Genomic DNA, 17,229 nt, shown 5'->3' with positions numbered 1-17,229 from the left:
TCGGAAGATCGTGACCTTGGCGAGACGGTGACGCTTCGGAACCGGGACAGCGCGGTCAATTACCTCCGCCGAGGGGCTTCAGGTCCGTCAGGGTCAGTTTGTCGCCGATGACCTCGAACTCCAGCAGGGCGACGCCGGCCTCGCCGCAGCACTGGGCGTCCGAGGCGTTCCACAGGGGGGTGATGGCCCGCATCCCGTCGTGGAAGTTCCAATTGGGGCGATGCCGCACCTCGCGCCCCTTCAGCAGGTCGCCGGCGCGGGATTGCCAGTCGGTATCGACCTGACGCCAGCCCCCGTCACGGAACAGCATCATGCGCATCATGTCACCCGCCCCCGTGCCACGCGAGACGCCGGGCAGGATCAGCAGCCACTCGCCGTCCCCCTCGAAGACCAGGAGCGGCGCCTCATAGGCCGAGCCCTCGGCCGTCCAGACCAGGGGCGTCAGGGCGCCGGAGCCGCGCCGTTCCAGGACCACCACGCCGCCGCCGACGCCGTCCTCCTCGGTGAAGCCGTCCTGGACCTGCCAGTAGAGGGTGAAGTCGTCGCCGCCCTTCAGGAAGCCGCCCGCCTCCACGCCGCAGCCCTGAAGCTCGATCTGCAGACAGTCCTTCTCGAGATCGTCGGACTGGACCCGCAGGGCGCGGGCGCGGCGGTCGGCGGCGATGCGGCGTTGCAGTCGTTCGAGGTGGTACTGATCGTCGCTGTCCGAGCGGCTGGCCAGCCAGTCGCTCTGCCCGGCCTCGACGTCGAGCGGCAGGGGCGACAAGCGCAGGGCCTCGCGATAGGCGGCGTCGATCGTCGTCGGAACCGGCGAGGCCGCCGGGGTCTGGCTGCAGGCGGGACCGGCCGCCAGAAGCGCCGTGGCCAGAAGCGCCTTCACAGCCGTCATCATCAACATCCGCATCGCGTCGCTCCCGGGATCAGAACACGATCATGGGCGACGGCGGCGGCTGCGGCCACTGACCATCCCTGACGGCGCGATCTAGCCCAGCTGACGGTGCAAGAAGCTCGCGACATCGTCCAGAACCGGCGCCTTCTTCCGGAACAGGGGCGAGAAGGTCGCGATCAGGTCGGCGTGGTCCAGTCCCGGATAGATCTTCAGCTCCGAGCGCCCGCCCGCCTCGCGCGTCAGCCGGCCGAGGATGACGGAGTCCTCGGCATGGACGACGGTGTCCTCGGACCCGTGCCCGAGCCACAGCGGCGGAGCGTCGGCGCGGACGAAGGTCACCGGCTGGGTCAGGGTCGGGTCCGGCGCGCGGCCGAAGGCGTTGATCGAGGCCGCCACGTCGAACGGCAGGAACTCGTAGGGCCCCGCCAGTCCCGCCGCCGCCTTGATGAGGCCAGGCCGGCCGGCCGCCTGCATATAGCGACGATCCAGCGCGATCATCAGGGCCAGATGGGCGCCCGCCGAATGGCCCGCGACCGCCAGACGGCCGGGATCGCCGCCGTAGTCGTCGGCGATCGCCGCCGCCCGGGCCGTCGCCTGGGCCGCGTCCTCGATGAAGGCCGGGAAGACGACCTGGGGCACCAGCCGGTAGTCGGGCAGGACCACCAGAAAACCGCGCGCCGCCAGGGCCTGGGCCGCCCAACCGTAGTCGGCCTTCGATCCGGAATCCCAGCCCCCGCCATAGAAGAAGACCACCACCGGCAGGCTGTGACGGGGCGCGTCAGGCGGACCGTAGACGTCCAGCCTCTGACGCGGGTCGTCGCCGTAGGGGATGTCCTGAGCCAGACGTCGCGCGCCGCGATCACGGGGGCCCAGGCGGTTCAGCAGGGCCAGCGGCGTGCAAGCCGCGAGCAGGGACGCGACCACGGGCGCTCCGATCAAGGGCGCCAATATGCCTCTGCGCGTCATGTCCGGTCCTGGGTTCATCGGCAATAAGTCCCCCGCCGATACGCGGTACGCAAGGGTGCGGATTGCGCGAACGAGACCGGCGCGCGGGTTTCAGCGTGCGCTCGCGATGAGCCGGCCGCAGTCGGCGTCCTCGGCCAGGCCCGGATCAACGAAGCTGAAGAGGGCCGCGATCGGCGCCACGACCGCCGCCAGCACGCCCGTCACGCCCGCCTGGGCCACCACCTGACCGGTGTCCACCCCGACGCTCGGCGCCGTCAGGGAGCCGCGCACATGGATGGGCGTCCAAAGGCGCAGGAGGCGGGGTTTCTTGGACTCGCCGTCGATGGTCAGGTTCAGAGTCTCCGCGCCGAGGTCGATGGAGCCCCTGCCCGTCGCCAGAACCACGTCGGTGTCGACGACGAAGGTGCGCGCCGTGGCCGTGCCGCCCGCCACCGTGAAATCGGCTACGCCGCAGCGGATTTCGCTGGTCGACTGGTCGCCGCTGAGCAGCTTCAGCAGGCCCGCCGAGGCGTTGACGCCCAGCAGCTCGGCGAAGGCGGCGCGCATCTGGCCCTGGGGCAGGACGACGCTCATGGACCCCTTCGACCCGGCGGCGAAGTCGTGGATGGAAGCGCCCGAACCCTCCAGCCTGGCCCGGCCCAGCACCCGGCCTGAAATAGGCTGGGTTCCGCCGCGCGCCGGGATGATCGATTCCAGCGGATAGCCGGACAGACGGAAATCGACGGCGCTGTAAGGGACATCGCGGTTGGCGTTGATCCGCGCCGTGCCGTTCAGTTCGCCGCGATTGAAGACGAAGGAGACGGGATCGAGGTTCAGGACGCCTTCTTCCAGCCTGGCGCCCAGATCGACCCGGCGCACGTCGAGGTCGTTGGCCTTCACCTCGGCCGCCTTGTAAGTCAGGGTCCCGTCCATGGTGCGCAGACGCTCGGCTTGCAGCGGCGCGTCGGGCAGCAGCTTGCCGGGCGGGCCCGGGCTGATCGTGGTGGTCTCCTGGCCCGAAGCCGCCGTCTGGGTGCGGGCGCCGAGAATGGCCATGAGGTCGTCCAGGTCGAGACGCCGTGACGCCAGTTGCGCATCCACGCGCAGACGGTCCTTCGCCTCCACCCTGAGATCGCCCGACAGGTCCGAAGCGCCGACCCGACCGCTGAAGTCGTTGAAGGTCCAGACGGACCGGTCGCGCTTCAGAGCGCCGGACAGCCGGTAGGGCGGTGTCGTCGGCAAGGCCAGACCGGTCAGCAGGTAGAGGTCGGCAAGGCTCTGGCCCTGCAGGCTCATCGTCGCGGTGAATCGGCCGAGATCGAAGGGCCGGGTGATCGCCCCATCGGCCGTCAGGCGCGACCCGGCGCCCTCCAGAACAGCATTGAAGCGATAGGGCCGGTTGCGGCGGATGTTGATGAACCGGCCGCCCTCGACCCGCAGAGTGAGAGGCGAACGGTTCAGACTGCCGTCCCCGGCCAGAACGAAACCGGCGTCGCCGCCCGAGGCGTCGCTTTCCCTTGCCGACACCGAAGCGTCCAGGGTCAGGCCGCGCCTCTGGTCATCATAGACGATATGGCCGTCGTCGATGACCAACTGCTGGATCACCGGCAGCTTCACCCCCTCCCCGTCATCAGGCTCGTCCGGATTCAGGGCCCAGCTCTGGCGGCCGTCCTTGTCCGAGATCAGCACCGCGCGCGGCCGGGTGAGGGCCAGCAGGGGCATCTCGATCTGGCCGGCCAGCAGCCTATGCAAACGCACCGAGGCGCGGAGGACGTCGACCTCGGCCGTATTCCGCTCACGCGCCCAGTCCGGCCCGCCGATGCTGAGCCCGCGCACAATTACGGAGGGGGTCCAGCTGAACGGCTTCACATCCAGATCGCCCGCCAGGACGATCTGCCGGTCATACTTGACCGAGGCCCAGCGGCCGATCGGCCCGCGCAGCCAGTTCCAGTCAAACAGCATCAGAAAAACCACAAGGGCGGCGACGACCAGGAGCACCGCGCCGCCGGCCCATGTCTCGACCGGGCCGGGATGTCGGAAGGCCAGATAGACCGGATCGCGCGTGGTCACATGGTCGCGGAGCACACCCGCCCGTCGCCGCGCACCGTCGCGCAGGCGGATCCAGCCCGGTGGGGTCGAGGCGGCATCTGTCAGGGGGCGTCTCCTTGGTCCGATGACAACGCTCCAAGTCAGAAATGGTTGGATTCCGCTCCTTCCGACCAGGACAAGGCGATCGTCCGTGGACGCATTATCATCCGTTTCCTGAGCGTTTTTCACGACTTCGTATTATGACAGTCACAGAAGCTTTACACGGCCGGATTCTGGCCCATTATTCCTCCGAACCCTGAGTGAATTCGGGAGATTTTGGAGGTTTCGCCTATGTCGTTCTCGCTCTCATCCGCCCTCGCCGCCGCCCTCGCGGTCGCCGCCGTGGCCGCCCCGGCTGTCGCCCAGCAGCGGGCGCCCGCGCCACAGGCGTTCGGCGCCCAGCTCTATCGCACCCTGTCGGTGGAGGCCCCACCGCCCGGCGCCGTCCGCATCGTCATGCCCTGCGAAACCGGCGCGGTGGCCCGCCGCAACTTCGAGCGTCGCTTCGGCCAGGCGCCGATCTTCGTCACCGCCGACGAGGCCCTGCAGGCCCGCGACCGCGGCGAAACCTGGTCGGCCCCGCGCTGCATGACCGACCGCGAGCACGCCCGCCTCAGCGACATCCTGAACTGAGCGCATCCGCCCTATGAGAAAGGCCCGGTCAGGCGACTGACCGGGCCTTTCCGTATCCCGTGGCTGCGCGCCTATTTCGGCGCGTCGAGATATTTGTCGAGCCAGCCGAACACCTCATTGTGCCACTGCACGCTGTTGGCGGGCTTCAGCACCCAGTGGTTCTCGTTGGGGAAGAAGACCAGTCGGCTGTCGATGCCGCGCCGCTGCAGGGCGGTGAAGGTCGAAAGGCCCTGGGCGGTGGGAATCCGGAAGTCGCGGTCGCCTTGCACCACCAGCATCGGCGTCTTCCAGTTCTGGACGTGGTTGGCCGGGTTGAAGGCCTGATAGCCCTCGGGCTTGTCCCAGGGCGTGCCGCCGTATTCCCACTCGGTGAACCACAGCTCCTCGGTCGAGTAGCCCATGCCGAAGGTGTCGAAGACGCCGTCGTGGTTGACCATGCACTTGAAGGCGTCCGGCCAGTTCCCGGCGATCCAGTTGATCATATAGCCGCCGTAGGAGGCGCCGAGGGCGCAGGCGTTCTGACCATCGAGGAAGGGATACTTCTCCTGGGCCGCCGCCCAGCCCTTCTGCAGGTCTTCCAGCGGACGGTCGCCCCAGTGCTGGGAGATGGAGTCGGTGAAGGCCTGGCCGTAGCCGGTCGAGCCGTGGAAATCGATCATGACCACCGCATAGCCGGCCCCAGCGTAGGTCTCGGGGTTCCAGCGGTAGGACCAGCTGTTGCCGAACGACCCTTGCGGCCCGCCGTGGATCAGGAAGGCGACGGGATACTTCTTCCCTTCCTCATAGCCGACCGGCTTGATGACATAGGCGTGGACCGTCTCGCCGTTCCAGCCGGCGAAGTTGAACTGTTCGGCCTCGCCGAAGGCCTTGTCGGCCAGTTGCGGGTTCACGTTCGTCAGGCGACGCGGCATCTCGCGACCGCGCCAGGTCTTGAACCACAGGTCCGAAGGGGTGGTCAGGCTGTCGGCGGCGAAGACGAAGCCCGAAGACGTCTGGGAAAAGGCCGAGACATGGCCGGGCCCGGTCAGCGGCAGGACGTCGCCGGAGGCCACGTTGATTTGGAACAGGCGGGTCTGGCCGACGTCTCCGGCGGTGGTCAGAAGGTTGCGCCCGTCCGCCGACCATTGCAGGCCGTCGGCCGAACGATCCCAGTTGGCGGCGATTTGACGCGTCTGGCCGGTCGCCACGTCCCGCAGGAAGATGGCGTATTTGTCGGCCTCGAAGCCCGGCCGGGCCATGGCGCGGTAGGCCAGGGTCTTTCCGTCCGGCGAGAAGACCGCACCGGTGTCCCAGGCGTCATTGTCGTCGGTCAGATTGGTCAGCTTGCCGGGTTCGGCGATGGAGACCTGATAGAGGTCGAAGTTGGTGCTCCAGGGCTCGCTGCGGCCCGCCTGACGCGCGGAAAAGACGATCCCGGCACTGTCCGGCGTGAAGGTGAACTCGCTCTCGTCGCCGAAGGGCTTGGAGGGTGTGTCGCCGTCGAAGCCTTTCGTGACCCAGACCGGCTCGCCGCCGGCGCCTGAACCTTGGGTATTTGGCACGACGAACAGATGGTTCTGGGTTCCATCGGCCCACTGATCCCAGTGGCGCACGAACATGCGGTCGTAGATCTGGGCGGTCGTCTTCTTGTCGGCCCGGGCCTTGGCGCGATCGACCGTGCAGGCGATGTCGTCGCAATCCGGATAGACGGCCAGGGACACCGCCACCTTCGAGGCGTCGGGGCTGAGCCTGTAGGCGTTGACGTCCAGCGGGAGGTTGGTCACCTGAACCGGCGCGGTGAAGTCGCCCGCCACAGACCAGACCTGGCTGGTCCCCGACTTGCCCGACAGATAGTAGAGCCGGCCGTCCGAGCCCCAGCGCGCCGTGTTGGCGCCGTCGTCAGAAATGGCCAGTCGCTGCGGCGCGGCGTCGCCGTCGAGATCGCGCACGAACAGGGCCGACTTGCGCGCATTGGCGGCGACATCGGTGGTCGTGACCGAATAGACCACCCGCCTGCCGTCCGGCGACACCTGGGGATCGCCCAGCCGGTTGGCCGAGATCATGTCGGTATAAGTGAAGGCGTTGGGCGTCGCCGGGGCGTGGGTCCCGGCCCAGGGGGCGTTGGCGGTGGGTTCGGCGGAGGCGGCGGCAGGGGCGGTTTGGGCGAAGGCGGGAAGACCCACGGCCATCGCCATCAGGGCGCAGCCGGCGAGCAGGGAACGGTGACGCATCTCGACAGTCCTCGTGAAGTTCATGGGCGACGGGGTAGCACCCGTCGTCGGCCGGCGAAAGTTGCGTGAGCCGTCGTCATTAGCTATCTTGATTAGCTAAGGAGCCGATCATGACCGTCTTCACCGTCCATCAGGCCAAGACCCAGCTGTCCAGGCTGATCGCCGCCGCCGAACGCGGAGCGGAGGTGGTGATCGCCCGGGGCGACAAGCCCGCCGTGCGGATCGTGCCGTTTGTCGCTGCAGAACCGTCGCCACCCGCTCGCCGGTTTGGCCGACTGAAAGGACAGGTTGCGATGGACGATCGCTTCTTCGAGCCCCTGCCGGAAGAGGAACTTCGCCTCTGGGAAGGTCGTGACGATTGAGCCTCCTGCTGGACACCCACGCCCTTCTCTGGCTGGCGCTTGGTGACGAGCGCCTGCCTGAACGCGTGCGCGGCCGACTCGAGGATCGCGCTTCACCGCTCTTCGTCAGCGCCGTGTCGGCGATGGAAATCACGACCAAGCATCGGATCGGCAGGCTGCCGGAGGCGGGGCCCCTGGCGCTGGACTTCACCGGGTCGGTCGATCAACTCGGATTGACCCCCTTGCCGATCACCCTGGCCGAGGCGGAGTTGGCCGGCCGGATGAGAAATGAGCATCGCGATCCGTTCGACCGTCTGCTTGTCGCCCAAGGACTGCTCAACGATCTGACCCTCGTTTCCCGCGACAGCGTCTTCGACGCCTTCGGCGTCTCCCGCCTCTGGTAAGCGGGCGCTTGCTCCCGGATCGCGATCCGGCGACAAGCGCAGGGCATGGATCCCGCGCCCGCCACCCTGCCGATTCGGAGTGAACCGCACATCGTCGATGTGTTGATCGCCGAGCGTGCGCCGCGTCTGACGCGGTCGGCGGCCTGGCCCCTCGTGCGGCCGCCGCTCTACGGCCTGCTGCACTATTCAGCCGCGCGGCGGATGGCGGACGCGGTGCGCGACCTGTCGGGCAGGCAGGGGTTCGACCATCTGTCGGATCTGCTGAAGCTGAAGGTCACGGTGGATCACGCCGAGCGGATACCGGCGACCGGCCGCTGCGTCGTCGTCTGCAATCATCCGACCGGCATCGCCGACGGCATCGCCATGTATGACGCGATAAACGACCGGCGCAGAGACGCGATATTCTTCGCCAACGCCGACGCCCTGCGGGTCTCGCCGCGCCTCGACGAAATCATCATCCCGGTCGAATGGGTGCTGGAGAAGCGCACACGGGAAAAGACGCGCCGGACGCTCGACGCCGCACGCGCCGCCTTTGAGGGCGAGCGCTGCCTGGTCATGTTTCCGGCCGGTCGGCTGGCGCGGGTCGAGAAGGGGTTGCTGACCGATCCCGACTGGGCCGCGACGGCCGCCTCCATGGCGCGGAAATACGGCGCGCCCGTCATCCCCATCCATATGACCGGCCCGACTTCCACGCTCTTCCACCTGTTCGACCGGGTGTCGCGCGAGCTGAGGGACATCACCCTGTTCCACGAGCTGCTGAACAAGGCCGGCAAGCCCTTCCACCTGATCGTCGGCAAACCGATCCCGCCCGAGGCGCTGCACGTGGATGCGGTCAAGGCGACGGCGACGCTGAAGACCTTCGTCGAGCGCACCCTGCCCGCCGATCCGGATGCGGTGTTCGGATGACCGAAGTCGTGATCCATCTGGCCGACGCCGAGGCGACGACGGCGCTGGGCGAACGTATCGCGCGCCTGCTGGCGCCCGGAGAGGCGGTGCTGCTCTACGGCCCTCTGGGCATGGGCAAGTCGACCCTGGCGCGGGGCCTGATCCGCGCCCTGACCTCGCCGGACGAGGACGTGCCCAGCCCCACCTTCACCCTCGTGCAATTCTACGAAAGCGATCCGCCCGTCGCTCATTTCGACCTCTATCGCCTGACCCGGCCGGAGGAGGCGTTCGAGATCGGGTTGGACGAGGCCCTGGACGAGGGCGTCGCCCTGATCGAATGGCCCGAACGGCTGGGCGACGATCCGGCCCGCTGGTTGGGCCCGAACCGGCTGACGGTCGCCCTTGTCGAGGACGGCGCTTCGCGCCGTGCGACCGTTTCAGGCGCAGGGGCGTGGCAAGCGAAACTCGAGACCCTGAATGACTGATCGCGAAACCGAACGCCTGGACTTCCTCGCCGCCGCCGGCCTCGCCGATGCGGTGCGCCATCCCCTGCCCGGCGACGCCTCGACGCGCCGGTACGAGCGGCTGACCCCGCCGTCCGGCCCGACCCTGATGCTGATGGACCAGGCCGCCTCGGCCGAGAGCCCGCCGGCCGATCCTTCCTGGACGCCGGAACAGCGGATCGCCAGCGGCTGGAACGCCACCGCCCGGCTGTCGGCCGGACGGATCGAGGCCTTCGCCGCCGTCGCCGAACACCTGAGGTCGGTCGGCCTGTCCGCCCCCGCCCTTCCCGCGCTCGACGCGCCGAAGGGGCTGGCGGTGCTGGAGGACTTCGGCGACGGCCTGTTCGCCCGCGTGATCGAACAGGGCCAGGACGAGGCCCCGCTGTATCTGGCCGCCGTCGAGGCCCTGGCCGAATTGCATGCCGCCCCGACGCCGGAGGTCCTGCAGGGCCCGGTCGGAGACTGGCCCCTGCTGACGTATGACGAGACGGCGCTTCAGGGCGGCGCCGATCTGTTCGTCGAGTGGCTGCCGAAGCTGAACGAACGACTGGTCTTCGATGCGGCCGCCGTCGCCGGATGGCGCGCGGCCTGGGCGCCGATCACCGCCGAGGGCGCGGCGAACGCGACCGTCATGGCCCACCGCGACTATCACGCCGAGAACCTGATCTGGATGCCGGAACGGGACGGGGTGAAACGTGTCGGCATGATCGACTTCCAGGACGCCGTCCGCGCCCACCCGTCCTGGGATCTGCATTCCCTGCTTCAGGACGCGCGGCGCGATGTCTCGCCGGAGATCGAGGCCCTGGCTATGGATCGCTATTTCGCCCTGCGTCCCGAGCACGATCGCGCGGACTTCATGCGGCTCTACGCCGGTCTCGCCGCCCTGAACGAGGCGCGAATTCTCGGCATCTTCGCCCGGCTGATCGCGCGTGACGGCAAGCCGCGCTACCGTCAGTTCATGCCGCGCATGTGGGGCCATCTGAACCGAAACCTGACCCGGCCCGGCCTCGAAGGCGTCGCGGCTTGGTTCGACCGGCATGTGCCCGTCGAGGCGCGCCAGTGACCGCCCCCAAAACCGCCATGGTCCTCGCCGCCGGGCTCGGCACGCGGATGCGCCCCCTGACCGACGACCGGCCCAAGGCCCTGGTCGAGGTCGGCGGTCGGGCCCTGATCGACCATGTGCTGGACCGGCTGAGCGAGGCGGGGGTCGAGCGAGCGGTGGTCAATGTCCACTGGTTCGCCGACCGACTGGAGGCCCATCTGGCGGCGCGCGGCCAGGTCTTGGGATTGGGACCGGAGATCGTCATTTCCGACGAACGGGCCGAACTGCTGGAGACGGGCGGCGGTCTGAAGAAGGCGCGGCCCCTGCTCGGCGACGACCCCGTGTTCGTCGCCAATATCGACAGCGTCTGGATCGACCGGGGGGACGCCCTGGGCGATTTGATCCGACTGTGGGATCCGGCACGTATGGACGCCTGCCTCCTTCTGGCCCGACGCGAGGGCTCCGTCGGTTTCGAGGGAGATGGCGACTTCTTCCTCGGCGGGGACGGCGCGCTCACGTTCCGGGGCGATGCCGCCAGTGCGCCCTACGCCTATATGGGCGTCCACATCACCCGGCCCGACTATGCCGACGGCGGACCGGACGGGCCTTTCTCTCTGGCCGGCCTCTGGCGCAAGACAGCGGCGGCCGGTCGGCTCTACGGTTGCGTTCTGGACGGCGACTGGATGCACGTCGGCGACCCCCAGGCCCGCGACGAGGCGGAAATCAGGCTGGCGGGCGGTTGAGCGCATTCCATCCATTTCCGGGTCCGGGCGGCGGGGACGACCCCCGCTGGTTCGCCATTCCCGCCCACAGGCCCTTTCTCGAGGATCTGGCTGCAGGGGTGCTGGACTGGCTGGGCGACCAGGCCCCGGAGACCCTGTCGGACGCGACCATCCTCCTGCCCAATCGTCGGGCCGCCCGCGCCTTCACCTCCGCCCTGTCGACGCTCAGCGGCGACCGTCCCGTCCTCCTGCCCCAGGTCCGGCCGCTCGGCGATCTGGAGGAGGACGAGCCGCCGTTCACCCCGGGCGAACTGGGTCTCGACCTGCCGCCCGCCATCGCCCCCCTGACGCGCCGGTTCGAGATGGCGCGGCTGATCGTCGAGCGGCATGATGGCGGACTGTCGCCGATGCGCGCGCTGGAGCTGGCCGACAGCCTCGGCGCCTTCCTCGATTCCTGCCACATCGAAGAGGTCGAGGACCGGGAGCGGATCGCCGATCTGGCCGAGGCGGACTTCGCCGAGCACTGGCAGGCTTCGGCGAAATTTCTCGGTCTCGTGGTCAGGGCCTGGCCCGAGCGGCTGGCCGAACTCGGCCTGATCGACGCTTCGGAACGGCGCACCAGACTGCTCCGACTGCTGGCCGGACGCTGGGACAGGCACCCGCCCCAGGGGCCGGTCATCGCCGCCGGGTCGACCGGCACGGTCAAGGCCGCGGCGGACGTCCTGAAGGCGGTGGCGACGGCGCCGCTGGGCTGCGTCGTCCTGCCGGGTCTCGATCTCGATCTGCGGCCGGACGCCTGGGACGCCATCGAGGAACAGCATCCCCAGAGCGCCCTGAAGCGCCTGCTGAAACGCGCGGGGATCGACCGCGCCGCCGTCCGGCCCTGGTTCCACCGCCAGGCAGAAGCCGCCGTCGAGGCGCGCGGCCGGGCCCGTCAGCGTCTGGTCAACGAGGCCCTGCGTCCGGCCGAGGCCACCGCGGACTGGCGCGCCGAGATCGCGCGCCTGCGCCGTGACTCGGCCGAGGCGGGCGTCGTCGCCGACCCCATCGCCTTGGGTCTCGACGGCCTGTCTGTCGTCACGACCCGAACCGAGGAGGAGGCAGCCGCGACCATCGCCCTGATGATGCGCGAGACGCTCGAAACGCCGGGACGAACCTGCGCCCTCGTCACCCCCGACCTCGCGCTCAGTCGTCGGGTCGCCGCTCGCCTGGAGCGGTGGGGTGTCGTCGCCGACTCCTCCTCCGGCGCGACGCTGGACCAGATGCCGGTCGGGGTGCTGGTCGATCTGGCCGCCCGCTTCATCGCCGATCCGCTGAAGCCCCAGACGGTGCTGGGCCTCATCAAACACGAACTGACGACCCTGGCCGAGGCCACGCCCCTGGCCGTGGCCGAACTGGAGAAAGCGGCCTTCCGGGGCCCGCGCTCGCGCGACTGGACCCGGATCGAGACCCGCCTGACCCGCGCCGCCGACCCGCGCCGGGACGGGCGACCACCCGCCGAAACAACCCTCGCCCGTCTCGCCGAGGCGAGCGCCCTTGCCGGTCGTCTTCAGACGCTCGCCGGGACCGCCACGCTCGGCGGCGCCATGCCGCTCGATCAGGCCGCCCGCACCCTGACCGCCCTCGTCGAGACCCTCGCCGGGGTCGAGGTCTGGGCCGGGCCGGACGGCGAGGCGGCGGCCTCCCTGCTGTCGCAGCTGATCGAGGGCGGGGCGTCGCTGGGCGACATCGGCGCCGACGACTTCGCCGAACTGGTCGCCTCCCTGCTACATGACACGACCGTCCGGACCGGCGGCGCGACCCATCCTTCCCTGCGCATTCTCGGCGCCATCGAGGCGCGTCTGGTCCGGGCCGACCGGATGATCCTGGCCGGGCTGGAAGAGGGCGTCTGGCCCCAGGGGGCGCCCATCGATCCCTTCCTGTCGAGGCCAATGCGGCAGAGCCTGGGCCTGCCCCCGCCCGAGCGCCGCGTCGGCCAGACGGCCCAGGATTTCGTCCAGGCCGCCTGTGCGCCCGAGGCCGTCCTGATCCATTCCGAGCGGCGGGGCGGCCAGCCCGCCGTCCGCTCCCGCTGGTTGTGGCGGCTGGAAATGCTGACGCGGGGCGCCGGCGTAGAGATCGACCGGCCGTCCGCAATCCTCGACGCCGCCCGCGCCCTCGACGCCCCCGTCGCCGGTCAGGGCGGTCTGGCGAAACGTCCGGAGCCCAGACCGCCCGTTGATCGGCGTCCGCGCAAACTGCCGGTCACCGGCGTCGAACGCTGGGTGCGCGATCCCTATGCCGTCTATGCCCGCTACGTCCTGAACCTGAAGCCGCTGGACCGCCCGGACCAGTCGGCAGAGGCCCTGCTGCGCGGTCAGGCGATCCACAGGGCGGTCGAGCGCCTGACCCTGACCTGGCCCGACGGCTTGCCCGAGGACTGCGGCGATCAGCTTGAAACCCTGCTGCACGAAGAGTTGCGCCACCACGGTTTCGAGGACGCCGCCATGGCGCGCGAGGGGCCGCTCGCCCGCAACAGCGCCCGCTGGCTCGCCGGGTTCGAGATGCGCCGCCGCGCGCGCGGCATCGAGATCCGGGTGGAGGAGGAGGTCGAGATGACCTTCGCCGCGCCCGCCGGCCCCTTCACCCTGACGGCCAAGGCCGACCGGATCGAACTGTCGTCCACGGGCGCGGCCGTTCTCGACTTCAAGACCGGGTCGATCCCTTCGGCGAAACAGGTGAAGACCGGCTTCGCCCCCCAGCTGACCCTGACCGGCGCCATCCTGGCCGAGGCGGGGCTGAAGACCGCCGGGCCGGTCGAGCCGGAAGACCTCACCTATGTCCGGGTCGTCGGCCGCAAGGTTCCGGGCGAGGCCAAGACCATCGCGGAAGGCGCCGAGGCGGCCGAGCTGTCGATGGCGGCCCTGGCCGGGCTGAAGGCGCGCGTCGCCCGGTTCGACAATGCGAGCACACCCTACCTGAGCTGGGTCGCGCCTCAGTTCATGGGGAATTTCGGCGGCAACTACGACCACCTGGCCCGCGTCTGGGAATGGCATGTCCAGGGCGATGCGGAGACGGCGGAATGAGCGCCGTCGATACCTCTGTCCGCATCCTGCCCGACCCCGCCCAGATTGCGGCGGCCAATCCGCGCCAGTCGGTCTTCGTCACCGCCAACGCCGGCTCGGGCAAGACCTCCACCCTGGTGGATCGTGTGGCCCGCCTGCTGCTGGAAGAGGTCGAGCCGGCGGAAATTCTCTGCGTCACCTACACCAAGGCCGCCGCCGCCGAGATGCAGGCGCGGCTATATGCGCGGCTGGGCGAATGGGCGGTCCTGAACAACGCGCAGCTGGAAAGCCAGCTCGCCGACCTCAACGGACGACCGGTCGCCTCATTGCCCGACGCCGAGCTTTCGCGCGCCCGCAAACTGTTCGCCAAGGCGCTCGACACGCCGGGCGGGCTGAAGATCCAGACCCTGCACGCCTTCTGCGAAAAGCTGTTGCGCCGCTTCCCGTTGGAGGCCGGGGTCACACCGGGCTTCACCGTGCTGGAGGATCAGGCCGCCGTCGCCCTGTCCCGCGCCGCGCGCGAGGATCTGGCCCGTGCAGCGCTGGCTGACACCGACGGCCGCATCGGCCGCGCCTACGCCCATTTCGCCGTCGAGCTGGACTTCAACGCCTTCGAGGGGCTGCTGGCCCGGATCGAGGCGGACCGGGTCAAGCTGATCGACTACACCCGCCGGATCGCCGAGGGCGTCTCGCCCGGCCCCCACGACCTGGTCGGCGCCGATCCCGACCGCGACGTAGCCGCGATCCAGTCGGATTTCATGCGCTTCCTCGACCGCAAGGCATGGCTGGAGATCGCCGACCTGATGGCGACCGGCTCCGTCACGGATCAGGGCTGCGCCGACCGCATGTACGCCGCCGACTGGACCTTCCCGGAGGTGGCGTCTGTCTTCCTGACCTCGGGCGCCCCGCGCAAATCCATGGCCACCAAACAGGCCCCGCCCGAGGCCCGTGAGTGGCTGACGGCCCTTCAGGACAAGGTCGTCGCGACCCTCGGCCAGTTGAGGAAGGCCCGCGTCGCCGAGGACACCGTCCACGTCCTGACCCTGGCCCAGGCCCACGGCGCCCTCTACGACCAGGCCAAGGCCCGGCGCGGCGCCCTCGACTTCGGCGATCTGGTCGCCCGCACGGTCGAACTGCTGACCGTCCGCGCGAATGCGGCCTGGGTCCTCTACAAGCTGGACGGCGGGGTCGAGCATGTCCTGATCGACGAGGCGCAGGACACGGCCCCGGAACAGTGGGACATCATTCGCGCCCTGACCGAGGGCTTCTTCTCCGGCGCGGGCTCTAAACGATACGGCGCGGGCAAGGTCGAGCGCACCGTCTTCGCCGTCGGCGACGAGAAACAGTCGATCTACTCCTTCCAGGGCGCCCGGCCAGAGCGGCTGAACCGCGAGGCCCAGAGCTATGACATGCTCGTCAAAGGCGCCGGTTTCGCCTTCGAGGGCGTTGAACTGGCGACCTCCTTCCGGTCCACCCCCGAGGTTCTGAAGTTCGTCGATGCGGTGTTCGAGGGGCCGGAGCGGACCCGCGCCCTGGTGGGCGAACAGCTCGGCGCGATCCCGACCCATGTCGCCAAACGCGTCGGGGATCAGGGCTGTATCGACATCTGGCCCCTCTATGAGGACGAGAAGCCGCCCGAGCGTGACGCCTGGGATGAGCCGGTCGACCAGGAGCCGGCCCAGAGCGCGCGCAAGCGGATGGCCGCCGACCTCGCCCGCGAGATCAAACGCCAGGTCGAGACCGGGGTCACGGTGCAGGACCGCAAGTCCCGCGCGCTGCGCCCCTGCGGCTATGGCGATTTCCTCATCCTCGTCCGCCGCCGCGACGCGACCTTCGAGGAGATCATCCGCGCCCTGAAGGCCAATGGCGTCCCCGTGGCCGGCGCCGACCGGCTGAAGCTGTCGAGCCATATCGCGTTCGACGACCTGATCGCCGTCGCCCGCTTCGCCCTCTATCCCGACGACGATCTCAGCCTCGCCGGGGTTCTCCGCAGCCCCTTCTGCGACGTGGACGAGGACAGCCTGTTCGAACTGGCCGGCGCGCAGCCGAAGCGCGGCAGGCTGTGGCGCGAACTGCGCGACCGGGCCGGCGAACGGCCGCAATGGGCCCGCGCCCGCGACCTGCTGGACTTCGCCATCGAGGCGCGGGGTCGCGATCCCTTCGCCTTCTTCGCCGGCCTGCTGAACCGGCTGGACGACACCGGCCGGTCCGGGCGCGCCCGCATCCTGTCGCGTCTGGGGCGCGAGGCGGAGGAGGCGATCGACGAGACCCTGAACCAGGTGCTGGCCGCCGAACAGCGCGGTGGCCTCGATCTGGAGACGGCCCTGTCGATGCTGGAGGGCGCCGACGTCGAGGTGAAGCGCGAGCTGGAGGGGGCGCGCGGCGAGGTCCGCGTCATGACCGTCCACGGCTCCAAGGGGCTGGAGGCGCCTGTGGTGATCCTGCCCGACACCACGGCGCGGGCGAAAGCCCAGGGGCCGACCCTGATGCCGGTCGAACGGGAGGACGGCGAGGCCTGGCTGATGGCGCCGGGCTCGGAGAAGGAGGACTGCGAGGCCTCCGCCGAGGCCCGCGCCGCGCGACAGCAACGGGTGGACGACGAGACCCTGCGGCTTCTCTATGTCGCCCTGACGCGCGCCCGCGATCGGATCATGGTGCTGGGGCGCGGCTCGGGCCGGTCGAAGCAGGGTTATGAGGACGGCAGCTGGTGGGCGGTTCTGACCGAAACCTTCGAGCGGCTGGATGGACAGGTCCGCGACATCGGCGACGGCCGCCGTCGATACGGTTACGACCCGGTCGTGGAGCGCGGACCACCAGGTCCGCTCGTGTCGCCAGGTGCGGACCTGGAGGTCCGCGCGCCTTGGGCCCGTACCGCCCCCCCGGTCGATCCGTCCGCACGCTACGTCTCCCCGTCCCAGATGGAGGGCGCCAAACGCATCGCCGCGCCGTCGCCGCTGGCGGTCACGACGACTGGAGAAGGCGCCCCGCTGGGCCGCTTCCGGCGCGGCGACCTGATCCACCTGCTGCTCGAACGCCTGCCCGAGATGCCGGTCGCCGACCGCCGCGACGCCGCCGCTCGCCTGCTGGGGAAGGAACGCGACCTGTCGGACGATCAGAGGGCCGAGATGATCGCCGCCGCTTTCCGCGTGCTCGACGACGCCCGCTTCGCCGCCGTCTTCGGCCCCGGCTCACGCGCCGAGATCGCACTGACCGGCGGGGCCGCGGCCCTGCGCCCCGGCGTGGTCATCAATGGCCGCATCGACCGGCTGGTGGTGACGCCCGAGCGGGTTCTGGTCGTCGACTACAAGACCAACCGCCCCGCCCCCGACCGCATCGAGAACGCCGACCCCGCCTACGTCGCCCAGATGGCGACCTATGCGGCGGTGCTGGCGAGGCTGTATCCCGACCGCCCGGTCGAGGCGGCCCTGGTCTGGACGGACGGGCCGAAGCTGATGCCGGTGCCGCAGGGACTGATGGACGAGGCGCTGGCGGGGTTGAGGTGATTGAAGCGGGAACGAAGATG

The 17,229-nt window shown here is 69.7% G+C and carries 13 protein-coding genes; 9 read left to right on the top strand and 4 right to left on the bottom strand.

Going from position 1 to position 17,229, the window contains the following annotated elements:
* Nucleotides 1-55: 55 nt before the first annotated feature.
* The 3 genes from ACT6QK_RS04265 to ACT6QK_RS04255 all read right to left on the bottom strand — a co-directional run bounded on the left by ACT6QK_RS04265 (nt 56) and on the right by ACT6QK_RS04255 (nt 3,919).
* Complete coding sequence (locus ACT6QK_RS04265; protein ID WP_444596565.1) at nt 56-889, bottom strand: hypothetical protein; 834 nt, start codon at nt 887-889, stop codon at nt 56-58.
* A 93-nt stretch (nt 890-982) separates the two neighbouring features.
* Entirely contained in the window at nt 983-1,813 is an 831-nt protein-coding gene (locus ACT6QK_RS04260) for an alpha/beta hydrolase (protein WP_444596564.1), read from the bottom strand.
* Nucleotides 1,814-1,945: 132 nt separating this feature from the next.
* Nucleotides 1,946-3,919 (bottom strand): AsmA family protein, encoded by a 1,974-nt coding sequence (locus tag ACT6QK_RS04255; protein WP_444596563.1) that lies wholly within the window; start codon nt 3,917-3,919, stop codon nt 1,946-1,948.
* Between the two features lie 294 nt (nt 3,920-4,213).
* On the opposite strand from ACT6QK_RS04255, the gene ACT6QK_RS04250 reads away from it, so the two are divergent.
* Nucleotides 4,214-4,555: a hypothetical protein gene (locus tag ACT6QK_RS04250; RefSeq protein ID WP_444596562.1), complete on the top strand. Its 342-nt coding sequence runs from the start codon at nt 4,214-4,216 to the stop codon at nt 4,553-4,555.
* Nucleotides 4,556-4,626: 71 nt separating this feature from the next.
* Here ACT6QK_RS04250 and ACT6QK_RS04245 read toward each other — a convergent pair whose 3' ends face one another.
* Nucleotides 4,627-6,765 carry a prolyl oligopeptidase family serine peptidase gene (locus ACT6QK_RS04245; protein ID WP_444596561.1) on the bottom strand — a complete coding sequence of 713 codons (2,139 nt, stop codon included), beginning with the start codon at nt 6,763-6,765 and terminating at the stop codon, nt 4,627-4,629.
* 110 nt (nt 6,766-6,875) lie between these two features.
* Between ACT6QK_RS04245 and ACT6QK_RS04240 the strand changes: the two genes are divergently transcribed.
* Genes ACT6QK_RS04240 through addA form a run of 8 tightly spaced genes read left to right on the top strand, consistent with a single transcriptional unit; the run spans nt 6,876 to nt 17,209 of the window.
* Complete coding sequence (locus ACT6QK_RS04240) at nt 6,876-7,127, top strand: type II toxin-antitoxin system Phd/YefM family antitoxin (protein WP_444596560.1); 252 nt, start codon at nt 6,876-6,878, stop codon at nt 7,125-7,127.
* Entirely contained in the window at nt 7,124-7,510 is a 387-nt protein-coding gene (locus ACT6QK_RS04235) for a type II toxin-antitoxin system VapC family toxin (protein WP_444596559.1), read from the top strand. The genes ACT6QK_RS04240 and ACT6QK_RS04235 overlap by 4 nt, the downstream gene beginning before the upstream one ends.
* A 45-nt stretch (nt 7,511-7,555) precedes the next feature.
* Nucleotides 7,556-8,416 (top strand): 1-acyl-sn-glycerol-3-phosphate acyltransferase, encoded by an 861-nt coding sequence (locus ACT6QK_RS04230; RefSeq protein WP_444596558.1) that lies wholly within the window; start codon nt 7,556-7,558, stop codon nt 8,414-8,416.
* Complete coding sequence (tsaE, locus tag ACT6QK_RS04225; RefSeq protein WP_444596557.1) at nt 8,413-8,880, top strand: tRNA (adenosine(37)-N6)-threonylcarbamoyltransferase complex ATPase subunit type 1 TsaE; 468 nt, start codon at nt 8,413-8,415, stop codon at nt 8,878-8,880. Before ACT6QK_RS04230 ends, tsaE begins: the two co-directional genes overlap by 4 nt.
* A complete protein-coding gene (gene amgK / locus ACT6QK_RS04220; RefSeq protein WP_444596556.1) occupies nt 8,873-9,961 on the top strand; it encodes an N-acetylmuramate/N-acetylglucosamine kinase AmgK in 1,089 nt (362 codons plus the stop codon). Before tsaE ends, amgK begins: the two co-directional genes overlap by 8 nt.
* A gap of 17 nt (nt 9,962-9,978) precedes the next feature.
* Nucleotides 9,979-10,683, top strand: a complete 705-nt coding sequence (murU, locus tag ACT6QK_RS04215; protein WP_444596599.1) for an N-acetylmuramate alpha-1-phosphate uridylyltransferase MurU — start codon at nt 9,979-9,981, stop codon at nt 10,681-10,683.
* Nucleotides 10,680-13,727: a double-strand break repair protein AddB gene (gene addB / locus ACT6QK_RS04210; protein ID WP_444596555.1), complete on the top strand. Its 3,048-nt coding sequence runs from the start codon at nt 10,680-10,682 to the stop codon at nt 13,725-13,727. Before murU ends, addB begins: the two co-directional genes overlap by 4 nt.
* Nucleotides 13,724-17,209: a double-strand break repair helicase AddA gene (addA, locus tag ACT6QK_RS04205; protein WP_444596554.1), complete on the top strand. Its 3,486-nt coding sequence runs from the start codon at nt 13,724-13,726 to the stop codon at nt 17,207-17,209. Before addB ends, addA begins: the two co-directional genes overlap by 4 nt.
* Nucleotides 17,210-17,229 lie beyond the last annotated feature (20 nt).

The organism is Brevundimonas sp. (assembly GCF_052436175.1).
Lineage (GTDB): Bacteria > Pseudomonadota > Alphaproteobacteria > Caulobacterales > Caulobacteraceae > Brevundimonas.
The sequence above is the reverse complement of the archived record's forward strand: the minus strand, read 5'-3'. Positions and strand labels throughout refer to the sequence as shown.

What these genes read in the sequence shown, in the direction of transcription:
- ACT6QK_RS04265 (WP_444596565.1), bottom strand. Translation starts at nt 889, where the DNA reads ATGACGGCTGTGAAGGCGCTTCTGGCCACGGCGCTTCTGGCGGCCGGT.
- ACT6QK_RS04250 (WP_444596562.1), top strand. Translation starts at nt 4,214, where the DNA reads ATGTCGTTCTCGCTCTCATCCGCCCTCGCCGCCGCCCTCGCGGTCGCC.
- ACT6QK_RS04245 (WP_444596561.1), bottom strand. Translation starts at nt 6,765, where the DNA reads ATGCGTCACCGTTCCCTGCTCGCCGGCTGCGCCCTGATGGCGATGGCC.
- ACT6QK_RS04240 (WP_444596560.1), top strand. Translation starts at nt 6,876, where the DNA reads ATGACCGTCTTCACCGTCCATCAGGCCAAGACCCAGCTGTCCAGGCTG.
- ACT6QK_RS04230 (WP_444596558.1), top strand. Translation starts at nt 7,556, where the DNA reads ATGGATCCCGCGCCCGCCACCCTGCCGATTCGGAGTGAACCGCACATC.
- tsaE (WP_444596557.1), top strand. Translation starts at nt 8,413, where the DNA reads ATGACCGAAGTCGTGATCCATCTGGCCGACGCCGAGGCGACGACGGCG.
- amgK (WP_444596556.1), top strand. Translation starts at nt 8,873, where the DNA reads ATGACTGATCGCGAAACCGAACGCCTGGACTTCCTCGCCGCCGCCGGC.
- murU (WP_444596599.1), top strand. Translation starts at nt 9,979, where the DNA reads ATGGTCCTCGCCGCCGGGCTCGGCACGCGGATGCGCCCCCTGACCGAC.
- addA (WP_444596554.1), top strand. Translation starts at nt 13,724, where the DNA reads ATGAGCGCCGTCGATACCTCTGTCCGCATCCTGCCCGACCCCGCCCAG.